At 65.8% G+C, this 21463-nt stretch carries 19 protein-coding genes and 1 other RNA gene; 12 read left to right on the top strand and 8 right to left on the bottom strand.

All coding sequences use genetic code 11. From position 1 onward, the window contains the following. Both A5906_RS34000 and A5906_RS33995 read right to left on the bottom strand, forming a co-directional pair. The coding region (locus tag A5906_RS34000; RefSeq protein ID WP_245327052.1) for a FecR domain-containing protein at positions 1-1031 on the bottom strand (1031 nt) is incomplete at its 3' end. Positions 1032-1324: 293 nt separating this feature from the next. After that, a complete protein-coding gene (locus A5906_RS33995) occupies positions 1325-2095 on the bottom strand; it encodes a DUF2147 domain-containing protein (RefSeq protein ID WP_080139474.1) in 771 nt (256 codons plus the stop codon). A 195-nt stretch (positions 2096-2290) separates the two neighbouring features. Between A5906_RS33995 and A5906_RS33990 the strand changes: the two genes are divergently transcribed. Further along, the gene (locus A5906_RS33990; protein ID WP_080139473.1) at positions 2291-3193 is read left to right on the top strand and encodes a DUF2147 domain-containing protein; all 903 of its coding nucleotides are present in this window, start codon (positions 2291-2293) and stop codon (positions 3191-3193) included. A gap of 349 nt (positions 3194-3542) precedes the next feature. Next, positions 3543-4748 (top strand): extensin-like domain-containing protein, encoded by a 1206-nt coding sequence (locus A5906_RS33985; RefSeq protein WP_080139472.1) that lies wholly within the window; start codon positions 3543-3545, stop codon positions 4746-4748. Positions 4749-4858: 110 nt separating this feature from the next. On the opposite strand, the gene A5906_RS33980 is transcribed toward A5906_RS33985, so the two are convergent. Both A5906_RS33980 and A5906_RS33975 read right to left on the bottom strand, forming a co-directional pair. Further along, positions 4859-5200 carry a DUF6665 family protein gene (locus A5906_RS33980; RefSeq protein ID WP_080139471.1) on the bottom strand — a complete coding sequence of 114 codons (342 nt, stop codon included), beginning with the start codon at positions 5198-5200 and terminating at the stop codon, positions 4859-4861. Positions 5201-5242: 42 nt separating this feature from the next. Beyond that, positions 5243-5878, bottom strand: coding sequence for a TetR/AcrR family transcriptional regulator (locus A5906_RS33975; RefSeq protein ID WP_080139470.1), 636 nt, complete (start codon positions 5876-5878; stop codon positions 5243-5245). A 195-nt stretch (positions 5879-6073) separates the two neighbouring features. Here A5906_RS33975 and A5906_RS33970 point away from each other — a divergent pair, with 195 nt between their 5' ends. The 4 genes from A5906_RS33970 (at position 6074) to A5906_RS33955 (ending at position 12605) form a co-directional block, all read left to right on the top strand. Then, positions 6074-7378 carry an HlyD family secretion protein gene (locus A5906_RS33970; protein ID WP_080139469.1) on the top strand — a complete coding sequence of 435 codons (1305 nt, stop codon included), beginning with the start codon at positions 6074-6076 and terminating at the stop codon, positions 7376-7378. A 29-nt stretch (positions 7379-7407) separates the two neighbouring features. Further along, positions 7408-8994 (top strand): DHA2 family efflux MFS transporter permease subunit, encoded by a 1587-nt coding sequence (locus A5906_RS33965; protein WP_080139468.1) that lies wholly within the window; start codon positions 7408-7410, stop codon positions 8992-8994. Positions 8995-9334: 340 nt separating this feature from the next. Further along, positions 9335-11134, top strand: coding sequence for an ABC transporter ATP-binding protein (locus tag A5906_RS33960; RefSeq protein WP_080139467.1), 1800 nt, complete (start codon positions 9335-9337; stop codon positions 11132-11134). 64 nt (positions 11135-11198) lie between these two features. Continuing rightward, positions 11199-12605: an MATE family efflux transporter gene (locus tag A5906_RS33955; RefSeq protein WP_080139466.1), complete on the top strand. Its 1407-nt coding sequence runs from the start codon at positions 11199-11201 to the stop codon at positions 12603-12605. Positions 12606-12647: 42 nt separating this feature from the next. On the opposite strand, the gene A5906_RS33950 is transcribed toward A5906_RS33955, so the two are convergent. Continuing rightward, on the bottom strand, positions 12648-13391 hold the full coding sequence (locus A5906_RS33950; protein ID WP_080139541.1) for a sulfite exporter TauE/SafE family protein: 744 nt from the start codon (positions 13389-13391) through the stop codon (positions 12648-12650). Between the two features lie 220 nt (positions 13392-13611). On the opposite strand from A5906_RS33950, the gene A5906_RS33945 reads away from it, so the two are divergent. Then, positions 13612-13872, top strand: coding sequence for a hypothetical protein (locus A5906_RS33945; RefSeq protein ID WP_080139540.1), 261 nt, complete (start codon positions 13612-13614; stop codon positions 13870-13872). Between the two features lie 7 nt (positions 13873-13879). On the opposite strand, the gene A5906_RS33940 is transcribed toward A5906_RS33945, so the two are convergent. Next, positions 13880-15250: an aminotransferase-like domain-containing protein gene (locus tag A5906_RS33940; protein WP_080139465.1), complete on the bottom strand. Its 1371-nt coding sequence runs from the start codon at positions 15248-15250 to the stop codon at positions 13880-13882. A 49-nt stretch (positions 15251-15299) separates the two neighbouring features. Between A5906_RS33940 and A5906_RS33935 the strand changes: the two genes are divergently transcribed. Together A5906_RS33935 and A5906_RS33930 are read left to right on the top strand one after the other, a co-directional pair. Further along, the gene (locus A5906_RS33935) at positions 15300-15761 is read left to right on the top strand and encodes a DUF983 domain-containing protein (protein ID WP_080139464.1); all 462 of its coding nucleotides are present in this window, start codon (positions 15300-15302) and stop codon (positions 15759-15761) included. Between the two features lie 74 nt (positions 15762-15835). Continuing rightward, a complete protein-coding gene (locus A5906_RS33930; protein WP_080139539.1) occupies positions 15836-16549 on the top strand; it encodes an alpha/beta fold hydrolase in 714 nt (237 codons plus the stop codon). Between the two features lie 246 nt (positions 16550-16795). Here A5906_RS33930 and rnpB read toward each other — a convergent pair. Beyond that, positions 16796-17276: RNase P RNA component class A (gene rnpB / locus A5906_RS33925), an RNA gene on the bottom strand. Positions 17277-17427: 151 nt separating this feature from the next. On the opposite strand from rnpB, the gene A5906_RS33920 reads away from it, so the two are divergent. After that, complete coding sequence (locus A5906_RS33920; protein WP_080139463.1) at positions 17428-17781, top strand: YciI family protein; 354 nt, start codon at positions 17428-17430, stop codon at positions 17779-17781. A 115-nt stretch (positions 17782-17896) separates the two neighbouring features. Then, positions 17897-19132 carry an RNA polymerase sigma factor gene (locus tag A5906_RS33915; RefSeq protein WP_080139462.1) on the top strand — a complete coding sequence of 412 codons (1236 nt, stop codon included), beginning with the start codon at positions 17897-17899 and terminating at the stop codon, positions 19130-19132. Positions 19133-19181: 49 nt separating this feature from the next. Here the strand turns inward: A5906_RS33915 and A5906_RS33910 are convergent, their stop codons facing one another. Continuing rightward, complete coding sequence (locus A5906_RS33910) at positions 19182-19964, bottom strand: N-acetylmuramoyl-L-alanine amidase (protein WP_080139461.1); 783 nt, start codon at positions 19962-19964, stop codon at positions 19182-19184. A gap of 507 nt (positions 19965-20471) precedes the next feature. Here A5906_RS33910 and rsmH point away from each other — a divergent pair. Then, positions 20472-21461 carry a 16S rRNA (cytosine(1402)-N(4))-methyltransferase RsmH gene (gene rsmH, locus A5906_RS33905; protein WP_080139460.1) on the top strand — a complete coding sequence of 330 codons (990 nt, stop codon included), beginning with the start codon at positions 20472-20474 and terminating at the stop codon, positions 21459-21461. Positions 21462-21463: the final 2 nt, after the last annotated feature.

Here is a 21463-nt window from a genome sequence, read left to right as displayed (position 1 = left end):
TGTGTTCCTTGCCGGCCCGGCGTGCCCGGCTGCTGGCCCGGACGGTTGTTCTGGCCGGGCTGCCCGTTCGGCCGCTGCGGCTGCTGACCGGGCGCGGTCGTCGGCCGCAATTGCTGCTGCTGCGGCGGTTGCGCCGGCCGCGGAAGGCGGCTGACTGCGGCCGGATTGGCGCGGCGGAAGTCGCGCTGCTCGGTCACGATCTGGCGGCCCGTGGTCTGGGCCAGATGCACCTGGCTGACGAAGCCGCGGTCGCGTGCGATCTGCTGCGGAGCAATTGTGATCGGCACGGCGGCAAAGCGCATGACTCCGGCCGTGGCTGCGCCCGGCCGAATGGCAAAGCCGCTCGCGGCTTGCGTCAGCGCGCCGAGCCGCGCGCCGCTGGAGCGGTCGTTGACCTCGATGTGGCCGACCCGGCCGTCGGCGTCGGGATAGAGTTTTATGTTGACGTTGTTGGTGGTGTTCGCGGTCGCGTTCTCGGGCACGTCGACGACGCCCGTGGTGCCGCGGATGCCGAGTGTCGCGGTCGGCGTCGCGATTTTCATGTCGCCGGTCTTCGCCACCGCGGCCGCAACGAAGGCGACGGTGCCTTTGCCGATGTCGAAGATCGCCGAGTTCTGCTTGCCGCCGTCCTCATAGACGTAATTGTCGACGGTCATCTTCGCGCTGGCCGAAAGGTTGAACGTGGTCGCATCGTTGAAGGTGATGCCGAGCGAGGAGTTCGACGAAGTCTGCACGACGTCGTTGAGATAGATGTCGTCGCGCACCCGCAGCGGATAGGAATTCTTGTCGCGGATCACGGTAGCGATTCCCGTCACGGTCGCGACGTTGCCGATCGGCTCGATGGCGGCGGGTTGCGCGTCCGCGGCCGGTGTTGATGAGGCCGCGGGCGTCGGGAAGGGGGCAGGCGTCGGCTCTGCCTGCGGCTGCGCCTGCGCAAGTTCGATTGCGTCGGATGCGCGAGCCATGCTGCTGCCGACCGCCGGCAAGACCAGCAGCACGAGCGCGAACACGGAGCGGCGCCAAGCCACCATTGAAGTCACGAGGATGTCCCGGTGAGAACGCGAGGCGAGATCGGCCGATAACAGCCGTATGAGGCTGAATGGTGGATGAATATCTGTCGCACGCGGCGGGCGAACGTTCAAACGCCACGTCCCTGTGTCAGGGACGTGGCGCCATACTTTCGACAGTCATTCCGGGGCGCGCGATAGCGCGAACCCGGAATCTCGAAGTTGCAGTAGGGACTCTGGCGCGCGAGATCCCGGGTTCGATGCTTTGCATCGCCTCCATTGCGTAATTGCGCAATAGGAATAACGCGCTCCGCGCGTCAGCTCACGCGCTTCCAGGTCTGGCCGCCGCAGAACATGCCGCCGAAGGCGCAGCCCTGCACGCGCAACGCATTCGGGCCCTTCATCGCGATGGTCGAATCGTAGTTGCGGCCGGAGTCGGGATCGTGGATGCGGCCGCTCCACTTCGAACCCTCGGGCTTCATGTTGATCAGGATGCGCTCATTGGTCTTCTCGGCATAGCCGCAGAGATTGGCGCCGCACTGTTCGACACGGACATTGCCCTTGTTCTCTTCGGTCGCCCATACGCCGATCGGCGAGTTCGGAGCGGCCACCGGCGCGGCGGCCACCGGAGCCGGAGCGGGCACATAAGCAGGAGCGGGCGCGGCCGCGACCGGAGCAGGAGCCGCAACGGGTGCGGGCGGGGTCTCGACGGACGGCGCAGCGGCAATGGCCGGCGCAGTCGCGGCGGGGGCAACGGCCGGGGCGGCCGGCGCGGTTGCCTGGATTGGCGCCTGCTGCTGCACCGGCGCCGGTGCGGGCTGCGCCTTCGCGGCAGGAGCCGGCGTGGTGTCGACATCATCGTCCTTCGAGCCGCCGAGGCCCTTCAGGTTGAAGTCGTTCAGCTTGATCGGCTTGTCCGACAGGCCCGGCGCCACGATGGTCACGCAGTTGAGCGAGGCGCAGTTGCGCGGCGTCTCGATCCGGATGTGCTGGCCCTCGATCTGGAACGAGATCGAATTGCCGCCGGCGTAGGCGGCGGCGGTCGAGGCGAGGAAGAGCGCGGTGGCGGCGATGGTGAGCTTGTTCATGACAACCTCCGAAATTGCGCGGTCCCGAGATGGACTGAAGTCGCTGGTGGATGAAGCGTGGTTCGACCCTATGCCCGGGCGCTGCCTCGTTCTGTGATGGGCGTCACAAGAGCTCGCGAGCGCCAGGGTGAGCCAGCGCACATTCAGCGGCGGTTCGTTCCGCGTAACTTCGTCGCGACACGACAGGAGGCGCCGATGACCCGGCTTGCGACTTCGCTTGGCACATTGATCGCAATGACGGTGATGGCGCCCGCGGCGCAGGCCGGCTCCTACTCCTTCTCGATCGGCGGCCACCGGTTCCATGTCGAGGCGCCCCGGAATTGCCGATCCACCTCCTGTGTTTCGGTGTCCAGCCGCAGCCTGCGGACAACGGACGATGTCGGCAAGGCACCGGCTCCGCTGCCTGCGCCGGTGGTTCAGGCGCCGCAGCCGGTTTATCCGGTTGCCCAAGTGAGGCCGGCGCAAGCGACGATCGTCGCCGCGCCACCGGCACCGCCGGCCCAGGTCCTTGCCGCCACGACGTCACAGCCCGTCGCGCTTCCGCCGGCGCCAAAACTCGAGGCGCCAAAACTTGAGGCGCCAAGGCGTGAGGGGCCGAGCCCCAATCCGCCACGGGTTGAATTGTCACGCCTGGATCCGCCGAAGACAATCACGTTCGACCCGCCGCGGACCGAGCCGCCAGCCGTCACTGCGGACCCCGAGATTCAGCCGGTCAAAACGAGCGCGATGCACAGCGAGGATGAACCGGCCTATCTGCCGCTGGGCGAATGGGAGAGCCCGGGTGCCAGGGGCACGGTCCGCATCGAGCGCTGCGGCCCTGCGCTGTGTGGCTATCAACTGACCGAGACGTCGAGCCGCGGCGAGAGCGTGCTCGTCAACATGAAGCCGAAATCGCACGACGTCTGGACCGGCAGTATCTACAGCCGCTCCAGCGGAAGCACCTATTACGGCAAGATGACGTTGAAGAGCTCCGGCACGCTTCATGTCGAGGCCTGCGCGATTGGCCGCTTCTGGTGCTCGGGCAACGACTGGACGCGGGTCGAAGAGCCGCGAGAGAAGCTGATCACGACATCGCGGCAGTGGGGCGTGCGGTCGTAGCTACCGTCAACGCACGCACGTCCTCTCGTCCCTAACAAAGGGAGAAGGAAAGGCAGCCTGTGGTGTGCTGATGTCGCTAGATCATGCCGAGCACGATGGCGCCGACAAAGGCCATAGCGAGGTACGCGGTGACTACGCTCAGTCTCCCGGCGAACGTCATGAGGTGGCTCCCTCCATGCGCGCTGCCCGGCGCGCAGCCTTATGGTTAACAGAAAGTGTCTTTTCGAAAAAGTCAGTCTCGCTGTCGCTCACACCGGGCAGCGCGAGCCGCCGCCGCGCCGGTATGGTTAAAGAACACTGAAATCAACGTGTTGAAGAGTCTTTAAGTAAATTCACCGAACGTGCGTGCATGACGCGCGGAGTTCGTTTGTATCTCGTCGGCTCCATCGTCCTTGTTTCGCTAGCGGGTTGCGGACGCGGCTTCTTCCAGGCCGAACGTGAACCATGGCGGGCCGAGGCGGAAGCGGCGTGCCTGAAATCCGGCGCCGTCAAGGAGAGCGCGGACATCGTCCGCATCGACCCGATCTCGGGGCCCGGCATGTGCGGCGCCGAGTATCCACTCAAGGTCGCCGCCATCGGCGAGGCCTCCAGCACCTATGGTTTCACCGACGAGGCGCCGCGCCCGCCCGGCAGCATCGGCAACCAGCCGCGCTGGCCGGTGCAGCCGCAGTCGAATTACCCGCAGAGCCAGAATTATCCGGCATCGTCCTATCCGCAGCAGTCGACCTATCCAGACAGCGCGGCGCGCCAGCCCTCGGGCTATGGTGCGCAGCCCGGACCGATGTCGCTGAACGCGCCTGGTGTCGCGCCGCAGGAAGACGAGATCGACCTGCCGCCCGAGGGCACCGATGCCGCGGGCGCCGCGCGCTACATGAATGCGCCGAGCTATCCGGCGCGATCGTCAGCCCCTTATTCGCAGCCGCCGGCACAGCAGCAGCCGCTGCCCCGTCTTGGTCCCGCGCAGGGCAATCCCGTCACCGCGGTCGGCCCCGTCGCGATCAAGCCGACCGCGACGCTCGCCTGTCCGATCGTGTCCGAGCTCGACCGCTGGCTCGCCGACACCGTGCAGCCTTCGGCGACGCGCTGGTTCGGCGCGCGCGTGGTCGAGATCAAGCAGATCTCCGCCTATTCCTGCCGCGGCATGAACGGCAATCCGCACGCCCACATCTCCGAGCACGCCTTCGGCAACGCGCTCGACATCTCCGCCTTCGTGCTCGCCGACGGCCGCCGCGTCACCGTGAAGGATGGCTGGCGCGGCATGCCGGAGGAGCAGGGTTTTCTGCGCGACGTGCAGTCGGGCGCATGCGCGCATTTCACCACGGTGCTGGCGCCGGGCTCCAACGTCTATCACTACGATCACATTCACGTCGATCTGATGCGCCGCGCCAGCCGCCGCCTGATCTGCCAGCCCGCCGCGGTCTCCGGCGAAGAGGTCGCCGGCCGCGCACAGCAGCGCAACCCCTACGCGGGCAGGCGCGATCCGTATGTCACCGGCTCGCTCGGAACGCGCAAGAGCACGCGGAAGCAGGAAGAGGACGACTACGCGGACGATTAGGCGTGTTTGTCAGTAGCCCGGATGGAGCGAAGCGTAATCCGGGAAAGTGTTCCCGCATTTCGCTTCGTTCCATGCAGGCTACGATCGCGCAGCTCCACGGGGTTGGAAAATCATTTCGCTCCGGGCTTCGACGGTGCCGGCGCCAGTCCCATGCAGAGCTGCACCTCGGCCGGAACATTGTAGGTCCGCATGATGTGACGGCTGTCGCGCAGGCCGGTCGCCTCGCGTTGCACCACGAACATCCAGAGCGCGTGACCGGCTTCCAGCACCAGCTTGCGGCGCGCCGGCTGCATCGAGGCCGGAGTCCCCGTGGCCGCATGAGCGCTGTCGAATTCGCGCAGACGGGTCAGTGCGTGCTCGAGCGTGCGGCCCATCCGTCCAAGCGCCGAGGCCTGTTCCTGGACGATCTCGTAATGGAGGATATCGACAGGCGGGCGAAGATCACGGGACATGCCGCAAATATAGTGCGGCGGGACCGGCCTGCGCAACGCGCGCTACTTCGCCCGGTACGCCGCCAGAAACATCCGCGTCGCGCTGTCGACCACCTCGGTCATGCGCTCTTCCGACGGCGCCGGCGCGGCCTGGAAGACGAAGGGCAGGAACAGCGAGGCCTTGCACAGTTCCATGAACTGCGACGCCGCGAGGTCGCAATCGTCGATCCTGAGATCGCCGGAGGCGACATGGACTTTGAGATAATCGGCGAGGCGGTTGATGGTCTTGTCCAGCACCCGCGCATAGTAGCGGCGGCCGACATCGGGCATGCGCTCGGCGATCGCCATCACGGTGCGGATCGCTGAGCCGCCGCCGGGCCGGCACAGCAGATGGATATAGGCCTGGCCGAACTCGTTCAGTGTGGTCTCGGGATCGCGGGCGGGGTCGAAATTGAACACGACCTGGCCGTGCTGGAGTGCCTCCTGCTCGAGAATGGATTCGAACAGCGCGCATTTGTCGGCGAAGTAGACGTAGAGCGTGCCCTTGGAGACCTGCGCGGCGCGCGCGATCTCGCCCATGCTGGCGCCGTCGAAACCGAGATCCATGAACACCTTGCGGGCGCCGTCGAGGATCTGACGGCGCTTGGAGCTGTCCTCCTCCTGGATGACGTGCAGATGTTCGCGGCCAGCTACAACCATTGGTTCAGGGTCTCGAGAGGTTTTCTGGACGAGGAGCCGCCCATGAAACGCAAATAAAGGATTCGGGCGAGTAGGGTTGGTTCGGGAATATTATGTATATTGACCGAACCGTTCGGTCAAGATATTTAGGATCGGCAAAAGGGAAACGGCCGCAGGGCGGCCGCCCTTGGTCGCCTTATTTTTGGGGAGGCCTTTATGGCCGTATCGAGAGACCAGGCTGCACGTGTCATTCGCCGGGACGCGGTGGAGGCGACGCCGGCGGACGGCGAAGCCGGGACATCGGCGGCTCCTGCCGAGCAGCTGCGCTCCCACGTGACCGAGGAAACCAAGCGCCGCGGTGAGGCGCCGGAGAAGCCCGGGACCGACAAGCCGACCACAGCGTCGGATGCGCCCGCTGCCGGTACGCCGAAATCCGGCAAGCGCAAATTCGTGCTGATGGGCGTCGGCCTCGTGCTGGCGCTCGCGGCCGCGAGCTATGCCGGCTATTACACGCTGGTCGGCCGCTTCTACGTCTCGACTGACGATGCCTATGTCCGCGCCAACAACACCATGCTGGGCGCGCGCGTTGCCGGCCACATCTCCTCGATCCTTGCCGGCGACAACACCATCGTGCGCGCCGGCGACGTCATTTTCCGCATCGACGACGGCGACTACAAGATTGCGGTCGATGCCGCGGCGACCAAGATCGCGACCCAGCAGGCCACCATCGATCGCATCGGCCGCCAGGTCGCAGCCCTCGACAGCCAGGTCGCCCAGGCCAGGGCGCAGCTCGTCTCGGCCGAAGCCGGCCTCAAGCGCGCCGACCTCGATTATGAGCGCCAGCAGGCGCTGAGCAGCAAGGGCTTTGCCTCGCGCGCCACCTTCGAAAGCTCGGAAGCCGGGCGCGACCAGGGCGCTGCTGCCGTCAAGGCTGCGCAGGCCGCCTATGACGTCGCCGTCAGCAATGTGGATGTCGCCAAGGCGCAGCAGGCCGAAGCACAGGCGCAGCTTGCAGAGCTCAAGACCTCGCTCGCCAAGGCCGAGCGCGATCTCGCCTTCACCGCGGTGCGCGCGCCGGTCAATGGCACGTTCTCCAACCGCCTGGTCAACGCCGGCGACTTCGTCGCGGTCGGCCAGCGTCTCGGCAACGTCGTGCCGCTCGACGAGGTCTATATCGACGCCAACTTCAAGGAAACGCAGCTCAAGCGCATCCGTCCCGGCCAGCCGGTAACGATCAAGGTCGATGCCTATGGCATGCGCAAGTTCTCCGGCGTCGTCGACAGCGTCGCGGCGGGCGCCGGCTCGGTGTTCACCCTGCTGCCGCCCGACAACGCCACCGGCAATTTCACCAAGATCGTACAGCGCGTGCCGGTCCGCATCCGCGTGCCGAAATCGGTGGCGAAGCAGAACCTGCTCCGCGCCGGCATGTCGGTCTACGCGACCGTCGACACCAACAAGGGTGCCGCCGACGCCGACAGCGAGGTCGATCTCGACGATCCCACCATGATCCATCCGCAGTAATCGCAACACGCGCGCTGCGAGGTCAGGCCATGGCCAACGCCACCACCGCTTCACCCGCCATGATGGCGAACCCCGCTTCGGAACGCATCGCGCCGAAGCGGCTGTTCGCGTTCATCATCATGGTGTTCGGGATGTTCATGTCGATCCTGGACATCCAGATCGTCTCGGCGTCTCTCAGCGAGATCCAGGCCGGCCTGTCGGCGAGCTCCAGCGAGGTCTCCTGGGTCCAGACCGCCTATCTGATCGCCGAGGTCATCGCGATCCCCCTCTCGGGCTTCCTGTCGCGCGCCTTCGGCACGCGGCTCTTGTTCGCGATCTCGGCGGCCGGCTTCACCGTATCCAGTCTGCTCTGCGGCTTCGCCACCACGATCGAGGAGATGATCCTGTGGCGCGCGCTGCAGGGCTTCCTCGGCGCCGGCATGATCCCGACGGTGTTCGCCTCGGCCTACACCGTGTTCCCGCGCACGAAATTCCACATCGTCGGTCCCATCATCGGGCTTGTCGCGACCCTGGCTCCCACGATCGGCCCAACGGTCGGCGGCTACATCACCGATCTGATGTCGTGGAACTGGCTGTTCTTCATCAATGTCATGCCCGGGGTCGCCATCACCCTGGGCGTGCTGGCGCTGGTCGATTTCGACGAGCCGCATTTCGAGCTGCTCGACCGCTTCGACTGGTGGGGCCTCTTGTTCATGGCCGGCTTCCTCGGCACGCTGGAATATGTGCTGGAGGAAGGCCCGCAATATGAATGGATGCAGGACACTTCGGTGGCGATCTGCGCCTGGATCTGCGCGATCTCGGCGATCGCCTTCTTCTGGCGCGTGTTCACGGCCGCAGAGCCGATCGTCAACTTACGCACCTTTTCCGACCGCAATTTCGCCGTCGGCTGCACGCTGCAATTCTGCATCGGCATCGGCCTCTACGGGCTCACCTACATCTATCCGCGCTACCTCGCCGAGGTGCGCGGCTACAGCGCGCTGATGATCGGCGAGACCATGTTCGTCTCCGGCATCACCATGTTCCTGGTGGCCCCGCTGGTCGGACGGCTCATGGCCAAGCTCGACATGCGCTACATGATCGCGTTCGGCCTCATCGTGTTCGCGATCGGCTCCTATCAGATGACCTGGATCACGCGCGACTACGATTTCTACGAGCTGCTGGTGCCGCAGATCCTGCGCGGCATCGGCATGATGTTCGCGATGGTGCCGACCAACAACATCGCGCTCGGCACGCTGGCCCCTGACAGGGTCAAGAACGCGAGCGGCCTGTTCAACCTGATGCGCAACCTCGGCGGCGCCGTCGGCCTCGCCGTCATCAACACCGTGCTCAACGACCGCGCCGACCTGCACATCACGCGCCTGCAGGAGCGCGTGACCTGGGGCAACGCCACCGCGACCGAAACCCTGACCATGCTGCAGCAAAAATTCCAGGGGCTCGGCGATTCCACGCTGATGGCGATGAAGCAGCTCAGCCAGATCGTGCACCGCCAGGCGGTGGTGATGAGCTTCGGCGACGCCTTCCTGATGCTGACGCTGTTCTATCTCGGCCTCAGCCTGCTGGTGGCGCTGCTGAACAAGCCGGCTTCGCCGTTCGGCGCCGGCGGCGACGCGCACTAATTTGCAACACTCATCCGTGATCTCGCGCGGGCCCCGTTGCAAATCGCAAACGACACATCTATAAAGCGCACCTCATTCATTCGAACCGGGGAGAGATTTGCATGATTTCGTCGCTATCGCAGATCGTACGCCCGCGCTCGATGATCTCCTGGTTCGGTATGTACGCGGCCTGCTAGAGGCCTCTTCCGCCAGATTCGATTGGGCCAAGGTTTCGACCAGGCGTCCCGATCGCTCCTCTTTCCAAGTCAAAGTCAGTCTTACGTGACGCCGTCCCGGCCCTTGCGGCCGATTTGCGTCCATCGATGGAGCCGGCCCGCGCCAAAAGCGGCCGGATGATGTCATGACCGTTCTTTCAAAGAAGCCCGCGGCGATACGCGTGGTGCTGCCCTTCGTGTTCAAGCACTGGCTGAAGCAGCCGGGGCGTACGCTGATCGTCGCCGGCGGCCTGTTGGGCGCGACCGTCGCCGACCTGTTCATGCCGGTCTTCTCCGGGCAATTGGTTGATGCGTTGACGCGCGGCTCATCCGACCCCGATGCGCGCCACGCCGCGCTGGTCGCATTCGGCGCCATCGTGGCGCTCGGTGCAGCCTCAGTGGTGCTCAGGCTGGTCGGTCTCCAGGCGATCGTGCCGTTCACGCTGAGGACCATGACGGAGGTGGCGCAGGACGCGTTCATGCGCGTGCAGCGTTTCTCGACCGACTGGCACGCCAACGCCTTCGCCGGCTCCACCGTGCGCAAGATCACGCGCGGCATGTGGGCGCTCGACCTGCTCAACGACACCATCCTGATGGCGCTGGCGCCGTCCTTGCTGGTGCTGATCGGCTCTGTGGTCCTGATCGGACTGCACTGGGCCTCGCTCGGCGCGGTGATCGCGGTGGGGGCGGTCTTTTACGTCGCCATCACCGTGCTGTTCTCGACCCGCTACATCGCGCCGGCCGCGCGCGTCTCCAATGCCTGGGACACCAAGGTCGGCGGCACGCTGGCGGACGCCCTGACCTGCAATGCGGTGGTGAAATCCTTCGGTGCGGAGGCGCGGGAGGATGCGCGGCTCGCCCGCGTCGTCAACCGCTGGCGCGTGCGGGTGCGGCGAACCTGGTTCCGCTACAATTACACAGCCATGGCGCAGCTCGCGCTGCTGCTGGCCTTGCGCGCCTCGGTGATCGGCGGCTCGGTGCTGCTGTGGATCTCGGGGCATGCCTCGCCCGGCGACGTCACCTATGTGCTGACGAGTTACTACGTCATCCACGCCTATTTGCGCGACGTGGGCATGCACATCAACAATCTGCAGCGCGCCGTGAACGACATGGACGAGCTGGTGGCGATCCATGACGAGCCGATCGGGATTGTCGATGCCGCGGGCGCCCGGCCGATCGCGATCGAGGGCGGCGAGATCGTGTTCGACGACGTCACGTTCCATTATGGCGGCCATCGCGCGCCGCTCTACGACGGTCTGTCGGTCAAGATCCGCGCCGGCGAACGCGTCGGCCTGGTCGGCCGCTCCGGCTCCGGCAAGACCACCTTCGTCAAGCTGGTGCAGCGGCTCTACGACGTCACCGGCGGTCGCGTGCTGATCGACGGGCAGGACATCGCGCTGGCGACGCAGCAATCGCTGCGCAGCCAGATCGCGATCGTGCAGCAGGAGCCGATCCTGTTTCACCGCTCGCTCGCCGAGAACATCGCCTATGGCCGGCCCGGCGCCAGCCTCGAGGCGATCGAGCAGGCGGCGCGCCTCGCCAATGCGCACGACTTCATCCTGCGCCTGCCGAAGGGTTACGGCACCCTCGTCGGCGAGCGCGGCGTGAAATTGTCCGGCGGCGAGCGGCAGCGCGTGGCGCTGGCGCGCGCGTTTCTCGCGGACGCGCCCGTGCTGATCCTGGACGAGGCGACGTCAAGCCTCGATTCGGAATCGGAGGCGCTGATCCAGCAGGCGATGGAGCGGCTGATGAAGGGCCGCACCTCGATCGTGATCGCGCACCGGCTGTCGACGGTGCGGAGCCTCGATCGCATCCTGGTGTTCGACCGCGGCGAGATCGTCGAGCAGGGCACGCATGCTGTGCTCGCGAGCAAGCCGGGAGGCATCTATCGCGGCCTGTTCGAGCGCCAGGTGGTGGAGCTCGGGCAGATCGCAGCAGCGGAGTGAGGCGCGGCCTGCGGACGAGGAGAACGTCCGCGGCCGCGAAGGACTAGGGCAGGGATGGACTGACATGAAAGACCTGACACGCGGCTCCATCGTGGGCCACATCCTGAACATGGCGCCGCCGATCGTGGTCGGGATGATCACGATCATGATCTGCCAGCTCGTCGACCTCTACTTCGTCTCGAGCCTCGGCGAGGCTGCGATCGCGGGCGTCGCGGCGGCCGGCAACGCCGGCTTTCTCGTCAATGCCCTGATGCAGGTGCTCGGCGTCGGCACGGTTGCGTTGATGGCGCATGCCGTGGGCCGCAAGGACCGTGGCGATGCCAATCTGGTGTTCAACCAGTCGGTCATGCTGTCTGTGCTGTTCGGGCTGCTGACACTGGTTGCGGGTTTCGCGCTGTCGCGTCCCTATATGCGCGCAGTCGCGGCCGACGAGGCAACGGTCGGAGCCGGCACCGTCTATCTGCTCTGGTTCACGCCGGCACTGGCGCTGCAATTCGCGACGCAGGTGATGGCATCCGCGTTGCGGGCGACCGGCATCGTGCGGCCGAGCATGCTGGTGCAGGCGCTCGCTGTGGGCATAAACATTGCGCTGGCGCCGATCCTCATCTCGGGCTGGGGCACCGGGCACCCGCTCGGTGTCGCCGGGGCCGGTCTCGCAAGCTCGATTGCCGTCTTCATCGGCGTGCTGATGCTGCTTGCGTATTTCCTGAAGCTGGAGCGCTATGTCGCCTTTCATCCCGCGCAATGGCGGCCTCAGCTTCGGCAGTGGAAGCGAATCCTCAATGTCGGCCTGCCCGCTGGCGGTGAGTTCGTGATGGTCTTCATCATCATGGCCGTGGGCTATTATGTGCTGAGCGTTTTCGGCCCGGCGGCGCAGGCCGGATTTGGTATCGGCACGCGTGTCCTCGGGCTGATCCAGATGCCTGCGCTCGCCGTCGCGCTGGCTGCGGGGCCCATCGCCGGCCAGAACTTCGGCGCCGGCAATGGCGCGCGCGTGCGGGAGACCTTCGTCAAGGCGGCGCTTGTCGCGACCGCCGTGATGATCGTCTTCCTGATCCTCGCGCAGTTCGCTCCAGGTCTGTTGCTTGCCGGCTTCTCGAAGGATCGGGAGACGATGGCGGTTGCCTCCCTCTTCCTGCGCATCGTCTCGTTCAACATGGTGGCGCAGGGGCTGATCTTCACCACCTCCAGCATGTTCCAGGGGCTCGGCAACACCAAGCCCGTGCTGGTGACTTCGGCAATGCGGATACTCACCTATTCCCTGCCGTCGATCTGGCTCTCGACGTGGCCGGGCTTTCGGATGGAGCATGTCTGGTATTTGTCGATCGCGACGACGACGCTTCAGGCTGCGCTGAGCGTTTGGCTGCTGCGCCGCGAGTTCGGGAAGCGCTTTGCGCCGGTGCCGCAGGGCGAGGCCGCGGAGCAGGTGGACGCTGAACCTGTCGCGCCCGTCGCGCGTGCGCCCGCCTGACGACGGTGACCCACGACTCCCGCCAGTTGCGGCGCCGTGGCGCTAGTGCGCGCCAATGCTGTTCCAGACGAGGCCGAGGCCCGACAGGAACAACAGGCCGAGCACGACATCGCCAAAGTGCTTGTCGCTCAGCGCGTGATAGACGCGCGCGCCCGCCCATGCGCCGACCAGGGTGCCCGGAAACGCGACCAGGGCGAGCCACACCACCTTGAAGGCGACGAGGCCCGAGGCGGTCTGCAGCACCAGCGCGGTTGCGAGCACCGTGAAGTTGAAGAGCTGGAAGATGCCGCGCCGCTCATGCTTGTTCCAGCCGCGGATGTTGGCCCACAGGATCGGCAGCGGCCCGGACAGTCCGGCAAGTCCGCCCAGGATGCCGCCGGCAAAGCCGATCGCGCCGTCGGCGATCCGGCCGCCGAACTTGAAGGCAAGTGGCCTTTTGTTGAGATAGAGAGCCGTCGAAAAGATCAGCAGCAGCACGCCGACGCTCAGCTTGAACACTTTTGGATCGGCCGAGGCGACCATCATGGTCCCCAGGGGTACGCCGATCAGCCCTCCGATCAGGAACGGCCAGACCAGCGAGAGATCAAAGCTCTTCCACATCGACGGCAGCGTCGAGGTCTGCGCGATCACCGAGCAGATCAGAACCAGCGGCACCGCGAGCGAGGGCGGCAGGACGTAGAGCCAGATCCCGAGCGCCATCAGCGCCGTGCCGAAGCCGGCCAGCCCCGAAACGAAGCCGCCGGCCAGCGCGCCGAGCAGCAGCAGCGCGGAAGTGGACGTTTCCACTTTGTCATTTCCTGTCGTTAGCGGCGATCTCGAACGGTTGATCGTCGTCTGGCGCATAGCACAGATGCGGGCGGGAAGGTCAATTTCCAAACCGCACGCAAGCGTGATCCCCAGCGGCGAGCGTTCGCCGATGAGGCCCCTACATGACGCCTGTACTTCAATCCTGGGGGCCTTCCGGGCGTCATGCCGCGCCGTCCCTGATGAGATGATGGAGCAGATCATGACCCGCGTGAACATGGCCGTTGCGGCCGCGCTGTTGTCGGCCGCTGCCCTGGCGCCGACATTGGCCCAGGCACAGTTTTCCGAGCCTGCAGCCTATCAGGCTGCGCATCCCGACCGCGATGTGCTCAATGGCGGCCAGCTCACGCCCGCCGCGCGCGCAGCCCGTGGCGAGGCTGTGCTCCCGAGCGAGGCCTATGCGGCTTATCCGTCAGCCGTTGCGCCGGCCGTTCGCCCGCGCCATCGCCGTCATCACCAGTAAGAAGAATCTAGACGATCTGCCTGGTGTCGGCGGGCTTGTGCAGCGCGCCGACCAGGATACGCAGCGCTTCCGTCAACTCCGCCCTGTTACGCGCAGCGCCCAGCGAGACGCGCGCCGCGTGCGGCGGTGCTCCGGCCACGGTGAAGGCATCGCCCGCGACGATCGCGAGGCCATTCCGCAGCAGATGCGCCGCGACATCGGGCCGGCTCTCCGGCAATCGTAGCCACAGATGGTGGGCGGCGGGTTTGGCCAGGAACTGGAATCCTTTCAGTGCCCGCTGCGCGAGCTGCTGCCGGCCGATCGCCTCGTTGCGAATGGCGGTGATGATGCGATCGGCAATGCCGCTCTCGATCCAGTGCGTCACCAGCGCGACCATCAGCGGCGCCGGCATCTGCACCGTCGCTTGCAAGCAGGCGCGCATCTCCTGCTGCGCGGCATTGTCGGGCGTCATCAGATAGGCGACGCGCAGCGCCGGCGCGATGCATTTGGACAGCGTGGTTGCAAGATAGGCCCGTTCCGGAATGAGGTTCGCGATCGGCGAGGCCGCGCGATCGAGCAGCCCGTAGGCGTCGTCCTCGATCAGGATCGTGTCGGCATCGCGGATGATCTTCGCGATGGCGCTGCGCCGCTCGGGCGGAAGCGTCGCGGTGGTCGGATTGTGCAGCGTCGGGATGAGGTAGACGGCCTTCGGCTTATGTGCCCGGCAAGCCTTCGCCAGGCCATCGGGCAGGATGCCGTCCTCGTCCATGGCGACACCGACGAGCTTGACGCCGAGCCGCGCGGCGGCGGCCTTGATGCCGGGGAAGGTGAGCGCTTCCGTCAGCACAACGTCACCAGGACGCGCGAGGTGCGCGAGCAGGTTGAACAGGATCGTCTGCGCGCCCGGGAAGATCACGAGCCGGTCGGCATGCGCGTGCGGGACGCGCGACCGCATCCAGCGTGCCGCGACCTCGCGCTCATGCGCGCTGCCGCCGGGCGGCTGATAGTTCAGGAACGCGGTCAGGCCCGATTGCGCGCGGAGGGCCTCCAGCCCCGCGACGATGCGCTCGTCGAGCTGTGCCTCGAGCGGATGCGGCGGCACGTTCATCGAGAGGTCGATCGCGACCGGATGCGGCAGGTCGACCGCGCGGCGCGCGCTGGTCTCCGACACGAACGAGCCCTGGCCGACGCGGGCCTCCATGATGCCGCGGCGTCGCGCCTCGGTGTAGGCGCGCGTCACGGTGGTGAGGTCGATGCCGAGTGCCTTGGCGAGCGCGCGCTGCGTCGGCAGTTGCTGGCCGCGCACCAGCCTGCCTGCGGCGATGTCGGCCTCCATGGCCTCGACGATGCGCTGATAGCGCGGTCCGCTCAGCTCCGAGATTGTAGGGGTCCAATCCATGCAATTGAGGCCCATATCCTTTGAATGTATGGATACAAGATAATATTGTATGGATCAGCAAAACGGAAGAGGTGCGGTCATGGCCACCGGTTCAGTCTCTCTCACCAAGGCAATGTGGCGCGGCTTCCTGGGCAAGTGCCCGAACTGCGGCGAAGGACATATGTTCGGCCGTTTCCTGAAAGTCGCACACAGTTGCGACCATTGCGGCGAGGAGCTTTTTCACCAGCGCGCCGATGATTTTCCGGCCTATCTGGTGATGGTCGTGGTCGGTCATCTCGTCGTGCCTGCGATCCTCGCGATCGAGACCGCCTATGCGCCGCCGGTCTGGCTGCAATTGGCCGTGTGGCTGCCGGTCACGCTGTTTGCTTCGCTCGCGCTCTTGCAGCCGACCAAGGGCGCCATCGTCGGCCTGCAATGGCAGATCGGCATGCACGGCTTCGAGGCCGCAAAGCTGCGGCGCGAGGCCGCCGCGTTCGCTCCGGTACTTGTGAAGGATTCGCGCGCCGCCTGAAGCGGTCGTGAAGTTTACTTGGCGCGACCCGCCACTACACTCCATCGTGCCGACACCAACGATGGAAAATGCAGATGGCCGGACGCTCGAAGATTTTTCTGCTCTGTCATGGCGCATGGTCCGGCGGATGGTCCTGGAAGAAGATGCATCCGCTGATGGCACAGGCCGGTCACCGCCTGGTCGCGCCGACCTATACCGGGCTCGGCGAGCGTGAACATCTCGCGAACCCCGCGATCGATCTCGACACGCACATCCAGGACATCCTCAACGTCATCAGGTTCGAGGATCTCAATGACATCGTGCTGCTCGGCCACAGCTATGGCGGCATGGTCGCCACCGGCGTCGCCGATCGCGCCCGCGAACGCGTCACGCAGCTGATCTATCTCGATGCCTTCGTGCCGCGCGACGGGCAATCGCTGTTCGATCTCAACGAAGGCGGGCGCGAGCCGATGCGCAAGGCAGCCGCCGCCGGAGACGGCTACCGCATCCCGCCGAACCCGCCGCCGCCTGATACGCCGCAGGCCGATCTCGACTGGCTTAACGCGCGCCGCGTTACGATGCCGATCAAATGCTGTGAGACGAAGCTGAAGCTCGCGCATGGCGAGCCGGCGATGCCGCGCAGCTACATCTACTGCAAGCGCATTCCGCCGGGCGATGTGTTCGGGCAGTTCGCACAGCGGGCGAAGAACGAGGATGGCTGGCGCTATTTCGAGCTCGATGCCAGTCACGCACCGAATGTGACTGCGCCGGAGGAGCTGATGGCGGTGTTGAACGAGATCGTCGCCTGACCCACAGCCGTCATTCCGGGGCTCGCGAAGCGAGAACGCGGAATCCATTCATCCACCGACACTGCCGCGCGATGGATTCCGGGCTCGTGCTTCGCACGCCCGGGAATGACACCATTTGAATGGTTGCGCGCTCGGCAAAAATGGTGAGGGGTCCGATGCGCTGGCATCGGACCCCTCGCTGCTTCCTAGTTAAGACGCGTTCTCTTGACGCGAACCGGAAAACCACTTCGCTCGAAAACGCTTTAGATTATCAGCCGGCCTGTAAGCCGGGTTCTGTAGGGCACCGCCCGCTTGCGCGAACGATACGTGACGGCCATTCCTCTGGGACCATGTTTGCACATGGCCTCGAGCAACCTACCCGGACGGCGGGCCTGACATCGCCCCGCGGCGTTATCGCTTGCGCGAACAGCCCGCTACGCCGTCCCTATTCGGTTTTGCTCCCGGTGGGGTTTACCATGCCGGCCCCGTTGCCGGCGCCGCGGTGCGCTCTTACCGCACCTTTTCACCCTTACCCGCCTACGCTGCTTGCGCAGCTTCGGCGTGGCGAGCCCGAGGGCTTGTCACGCCATAGCCCCGTTAGGGGCGACGGCGGGCGGTTCGTTCTCTGTGGCACTTTCCCTGGGGTTGCCCCCGCCGGATGTTATCCGGCACCGCATGTCAAGGGAGCCCGGACTTTCCTCCCCGGCGGCCTTTCGGCACCTGCCGGAGCGGCCGTCCGGCCGACTGACGGGATTACGCATGGAGCATTTGTGACTGTTCCGTCAAGCCGAGATCGCGGCGCACGCATTCTCGAAAATAATTTATCCTGAAGATGTCGTTTGGAGCGCCCCCCGTTCGACTGGATCTGGGCGACACAGCCGAACAACAGGAGTGAAGCGATGCAGTATCTGCTGATGATCTACCAGAACGAAGCCGAGTACGCGAAGATCGACACGGGAACCACCCAGAAGATGTCGGCGGAGTATGAGGCCTTTACGCAATCCATCATCCGGAACGGCAATTTCAAGGCCGGCGACCGGCTTCGGCCGACAACCACCGCGACCACGGTGCGCGTGCGCGACGGCAAGACCCTGACGACCGACGGACCGTTCGCGGAAACGCGCGAGCAGCTCGGTGGCTACTATCTGATCGAAGCCAAGGATCTCGATGCGGCGATCGAGATCGCCGCGCGAATTCCGAGCGCGCGCGTCGGTTCGATCGAGGTGCGGCCGATCTGGGTCTACGACAAGTGACGGCGAAGCCGTCATTCCGGGGCTCGCGAATCGAGAACCCGGAATCTCGCACCATACTTCGAGATTCCGGGTTCGTGCTTCGCACGCCCCGGAATGACGTGCAAAGCATCATTCGATGACCCCAAGCGAGATCGACAAGATTTTCCGTGACGAGGCGGGACGGGCGCTGGCCACGCTGATCCGCCTCGTCGGCGATTTTGATCTTGCCGAGGATGCGCTGCAGGACGCCTTTGCGGTAGCGCTCGATCGCTGGCCGGTCTGCGAGCGGCCCGACAATCCGCGCGCCTGGCTCGTCAACGTCGCCCGCAACAAGGCGATCGACCGCGTCAGGCGCCGGGCCGTCTTCCGCGGCAAGCAGCAGGCGCTGGTGCATGAGATCGAGCTGAACGCGCTCGGCGTCGACGAGCCGCCGGCGATGCTCGATGACGACATGCTGCGGCTGATCTTCACCTGCTGCCATCCCGCCTTCGCGCCCGAGGTCCAGGTCGCGCTGACGCTGCGCACCGTCTGCGGGCTGTCGACGGCGCAGGTGGCGCGCGCCTTCCTGGTCAGCGAGGAGGCGATGGCGCAGCGGCTGGTCCGCGCCAAGCAGAAGATCAGGCTTGCCGGCATTCCCTATGAGGTGCCGGAGCGCGAGGCGCTGGCGCCGCGGCTCAACGGCGTGCTGGCCGTGATCTATCTCGTCTTCACGGAAGGCTATGTCGCCACCTCGGGCGCGGATTTGATGCGGCCGGATCTCGCCATCGAAGCCATTCGTCTCGGTCGCTTGCTCGACCGGCTGGTGCCCGGTCGCGGCGGCACTAAGGGCTTGCTGGCCCTGATGCTGCTGCACGATGCGCGGCGCGCCGGGCGCGAGACGGCCGCCGGCGATATCGTGCTGCTGGAGGAGCAGGACCGCACGCTGTGGGATCGTACGCAGATCGAAGAGGGCTTGCGTCTCGTCGATGACGCGCTGCGCATACCCGGCCGGCCGCAAGCCTATGCGGTGCAGGCCGCGATCGCCGCGCTGCATGCGCGCGCGCCGAGCTTTGAGGCGACCGACTGGCCGCAGATTGCCGGCCTCTACGAGGTGCTGCTGCGTATCAACCCGTCGCCGGTGATCGAGCTGAACCACGCCGCGGCGGTCTCGATGGTCGACGGCCCGGCGCGCGCGCTCGATCTCGTCGATGCGACCGCGGCGCGCGGCGGTCTCGATGGCTATGAGCTGCTGCCCGCGGTGCGCGCGGATCTGTTGCGAAGGCTGGGGCGGAAGCAGGAAGCGCGCGAGGCGTATCGTGCGGCAACGGAGGCGACGCAGCTCGAGCCGTTGCGACGGCTCTATGCGCGGCGGGTGAGGGAGATGGACAACTAGCTCCGTCATTCCGGGTTCGCACTTCGTGCGCCCCGGAATGACCGCTATGTCACTTCGACGCGTCCGCCGTCCCCTCCGGCGGCAGGCTCGCCAATAGCGCCTGCAGGGTCGACAGCGTCGAATGATCTGCGACACCATCCAGCCGCGCCGGGCGGAAATGGCGCTGGAAGGCTGTGACCACCTCCATGGTCGCGGCGTCGTATTTGCCGGTCAGCGGCACGCCATAGCCGTATTTTGCAAGCGCCTGCTGCATGCTCAGCACCGCGTCGCTGATGGTGCCGAGCATCAGGCTCTCGCCGCGCACGACCGGGGCGGGCGTCACCCAGTGACCGACGCCGGAATTGGCCAGCGAATGCCACGGAAACTTTTCGCCGGGGTCCTTCTTGCGGGCAGGCGCAACGTCGGAATGGCCGAGCACCCGGTGCGCGGGTACCTTGCGGCGGAGCATGATGCCGCGGCACAGCGCGATCACGGCCGCGATCTGGCGCAGCGGAAATTCCGGATAGCCCCAGTCATGGCCGCGGTTGACGATCTCGATGCCGATCGAGCAGGAATTGACGTCGTCCTCGCCGCCCCAGGACGAGACACCGGCGTGCCAGGCCCGTTTGGCCTCAGGCACGCATTGCACGATGCGGCCGTCCTCCAGCACGACATAATGCGCCGACACTTCCGTGCCCGCCGTGCACAGCCGGGCCAGCGCGCCCTCGACGTCGGGCATGCCGGTGTAGTGCAGCACGATCATATCCGCCTGCCGACCCTTGTTGCGCTCGCCATAGTTCGGCGAGGGGATGATGTCGGAGACGATCGAGGAATCCGGTTCGAACGGCCGCATGTTCGCCGCGGCCTTGGGAACCGGGAGAACGCGCTGACGCTTCGAATCAGATCCAGACGGCGAACCGGACGACATAAGCAGCTCAAGTCGGAACAGGGGAGTGGGCCAAGCCCTTCTCTTTACTATTCCTTTACCCTCCGCCGTGCGCAATCGCGCGACGCGGTTAACGGATGCATTTTGAACAAGGTGTGTGGATGAGGCATCACCATCGCCTCTCCTTTGCGACTTGTAACGAGGCGATCAACGCTTTCTTAACGCTAAGGGCCGTTACTGAGAGATGAAGAGCCGACCCGCGTCCGGAGGCGGCCAAGGCGTATTTTGGCTCGAAATCCCATGGCTGCCCGACAAATTCCACTGGGAACTCTGGGTGTGCGGCCCGGGACCACCGGGTTCGGTAACCACGTTGGACAAGGGCTTGGTCGTGGAACCGCCGCGACGCGGAATCATTCGAGGCGTTATGGGCTGGTTCGCCCCCGATCTGGTTTGGTCGTTCGGCAGGCGCGGCGCATGAGTTCCGCTCCTCACATTCCCGTGCTCGGCCGCGAGGCCATCGACCATCTCGCGCCGCGTGCGGACGGCATCTATGTCGACGCCACCTTCGGCGCCGGCGGCTACAGCCGCGCCATCCTCGATGTGCCGGGAACGCGCCTTATTGCCATCGATCGCGACCGCACTGCGATTGCGGGTGGGGCCGATCTTGTCGAGCGTTCCGCAGGCCGGCTGACGCTGGTCGAGGATCGCTTCTCCAATCTTGCCGACGTCTGTGCCGCGCAAGGCGTCGATGCGGTGGACGGTGTCGTGATGGACGTCGGGGTGTCCTCGATGCAGCTCGACCAGGCCGGCCGCGGCTTTTCGTTTCGTCTCGACGGTCCGCTCGACATGCGCATGGCGCAGACGGGCCCGACCGCCGCCGACGTGGTCGCGCGCGCCTCGGAAGGCGATCTCGCCGACATCATCTATAAGCTCGGCGAGGAGCGGCAGTCGCGCCGCATCGCCCGCGCCATCGTCGCCGACCGGCAGGAAACCCCGTTCACGACCACGCGCTCGCTCGCCGATCTCATCGGCAGGATCGTGCGTTCCAAGCCGGGCGACATCCATCCCGCGACGCGGACCTTCCAGGCCCTGCGCATCTTCGTCAATGAAGAGCTCGATGAGCTCCAGACCGCGCTCGCAGCCGCCGAGCGGGTGCTCAAGCCCGGTGGTCGGCTCGTCGTGGTCTCGTTCCATTCGCTGGAAGACCGCATCGTCAAGAATTTCCTCGCCGAGCGTTCCAAGACAGGCGGCGGCTCGCGGCATCTGCCGGAGGTGTCGCAAGTCGCGCCGAGCTTCCAGCTGCTGACGCGGCGGCCCGTGGTCGCTGGCGAAGAAGAAGTCGCGAACAATCCGCGCGCGCGCTCCGCCAAGCTGCGCGCCGCCGAGCGCACCAATGCGCCTGCGCATGACGACGACGAGCAATCGCCCTGGCCAAAACTCTCCGACGTGATGAGGGGAGGCTAGCC

Origin of the sequence: Bradyrhizobium sacchari, from assembly GCF_002068095.1 — a bacterium.
GTDB lineage: Bacteria > Pseudomonadota > Alphaproteobacteria > Rhizobiales > Xanthobacteraceae > Bradyrhizobium > Bradyrhizobium sacchari.
Note: the sequence above shows the minus strand (reverse complement) of the source record. Positions and strands in the feature narration are given on the sequence as shown.

Coding starts and splice junctions, on each gene's coding strand:
- A5906_RS33995 (WP_080139474.1), bottom strand. CDS start 2,095: ATGAACAAGCTCACCATCGCCGCCACCGCGCTCTTCCTCGCCTCGACC.
- A5906_RS33990 (WP_080139473.1), top strand. CDS start 2,291: ATGACCCGGCTTGCGACTTCGCTTGGCACATTGATCGCAATGACGGTG.
- A5906_RS33985 (WP_080139472.1), top strand. CDS start 3,543: ATGACGCGCGGAGTTCGTTTGTATCTCGTCGGCTCCATCGTCCTTGTT.
- A5906_RS33980 (WP_080139471.1), bottom strand. CDS start 5,200: ATGTCCCGTGATCTTCGCCCGCCTGTCGATATCCTCCATTACGAGATC.
- A5906_RS33975 (WP_080139470.1), bottom strand. CDS start 5,878: ATGGTTGTAGCTGGCCGCGAACATCTGCACGTCATCCAGGAGGAGGAC.
- A5906_RS33970 (WP_080139469.1), top strand. CDS start 6,074: ATGGCCGTATCGAGAGACCAGGCTGCACGTGTCATTCGCCGGGACGCG.
- A5906_RS33965 (WP_080139468.1), top strand. CDS start 7,408: ATGGCCAACGCCACCACCGCTTCACCCGCCATGATGGCGAACCCCGCT.
- A5906_RS33960 (WP_080139467.1), top strand. CDS start 9,335: ATGACCGTTCTTTCAAAGAAGCCCGCGGCGATACGCGTGGTGCTGCCC.
- A5906_RS33955 (WP_080139466.1), top strand. CDS start 11,199: ATGAAAGACCTGACACGCGGCTCCATCGTGGGCCACATCCTGAACATG.
- A5906_RS33945 (WP_080139540.1), top strand. CDS start 13,612: ATGACCCGCGTGAACATGGCCGTTGCGGCCGCGCTGTTGTCGGCCGCT.
- A5906_RS33940 (WP_080139465.1), bottom strand. CDS start 15,250: ATGGATTGGACCCCTACAATCTCGGAGCTGAGCGGACCGCGCTATCAG.
- A5906_RS33935 (WP_080139464.1), top strand. CDS start 15,300: ATGGATCAGCAAAACGGAAGAGGTGCGGTCATGGCCACCGGTTCAGTC.
- A5906_RS33930 (WP_080139539.1), top strand. CDS start 15,836: ATGGCCGGACGCTCGAAGATTTTTCTGCTCTGTCATGGCGCATGGTCC.
- A5906_RS33920 (WP_080139463.1), top strand. CDS start 17,428: ATGCAGTATCTGCTGATGATCTACCAGAACGAAGCCGAGTACGCGAAG.
- A5906_RS33915 (WP_080139462.1), top strand. CDS start 17,897: ATGACCCCAAGCGAGATCGACAAGATTTTCCGTGACGAGGCGGGACGG.
- A5906_RS33910 (WP_080139461.1), bottom strand. CDS start 19,964: ATGCGGCCGTTCGAACCGGATTCCTCGATCGTCTCCGACATCATCCCC.
- rsmH (WP_080139460.1), top strand. CDS start 20,472: ATGAGTTCCGCTCCTCACATTCCCGTGCTCGGCCGCGAGGCCATCGAC.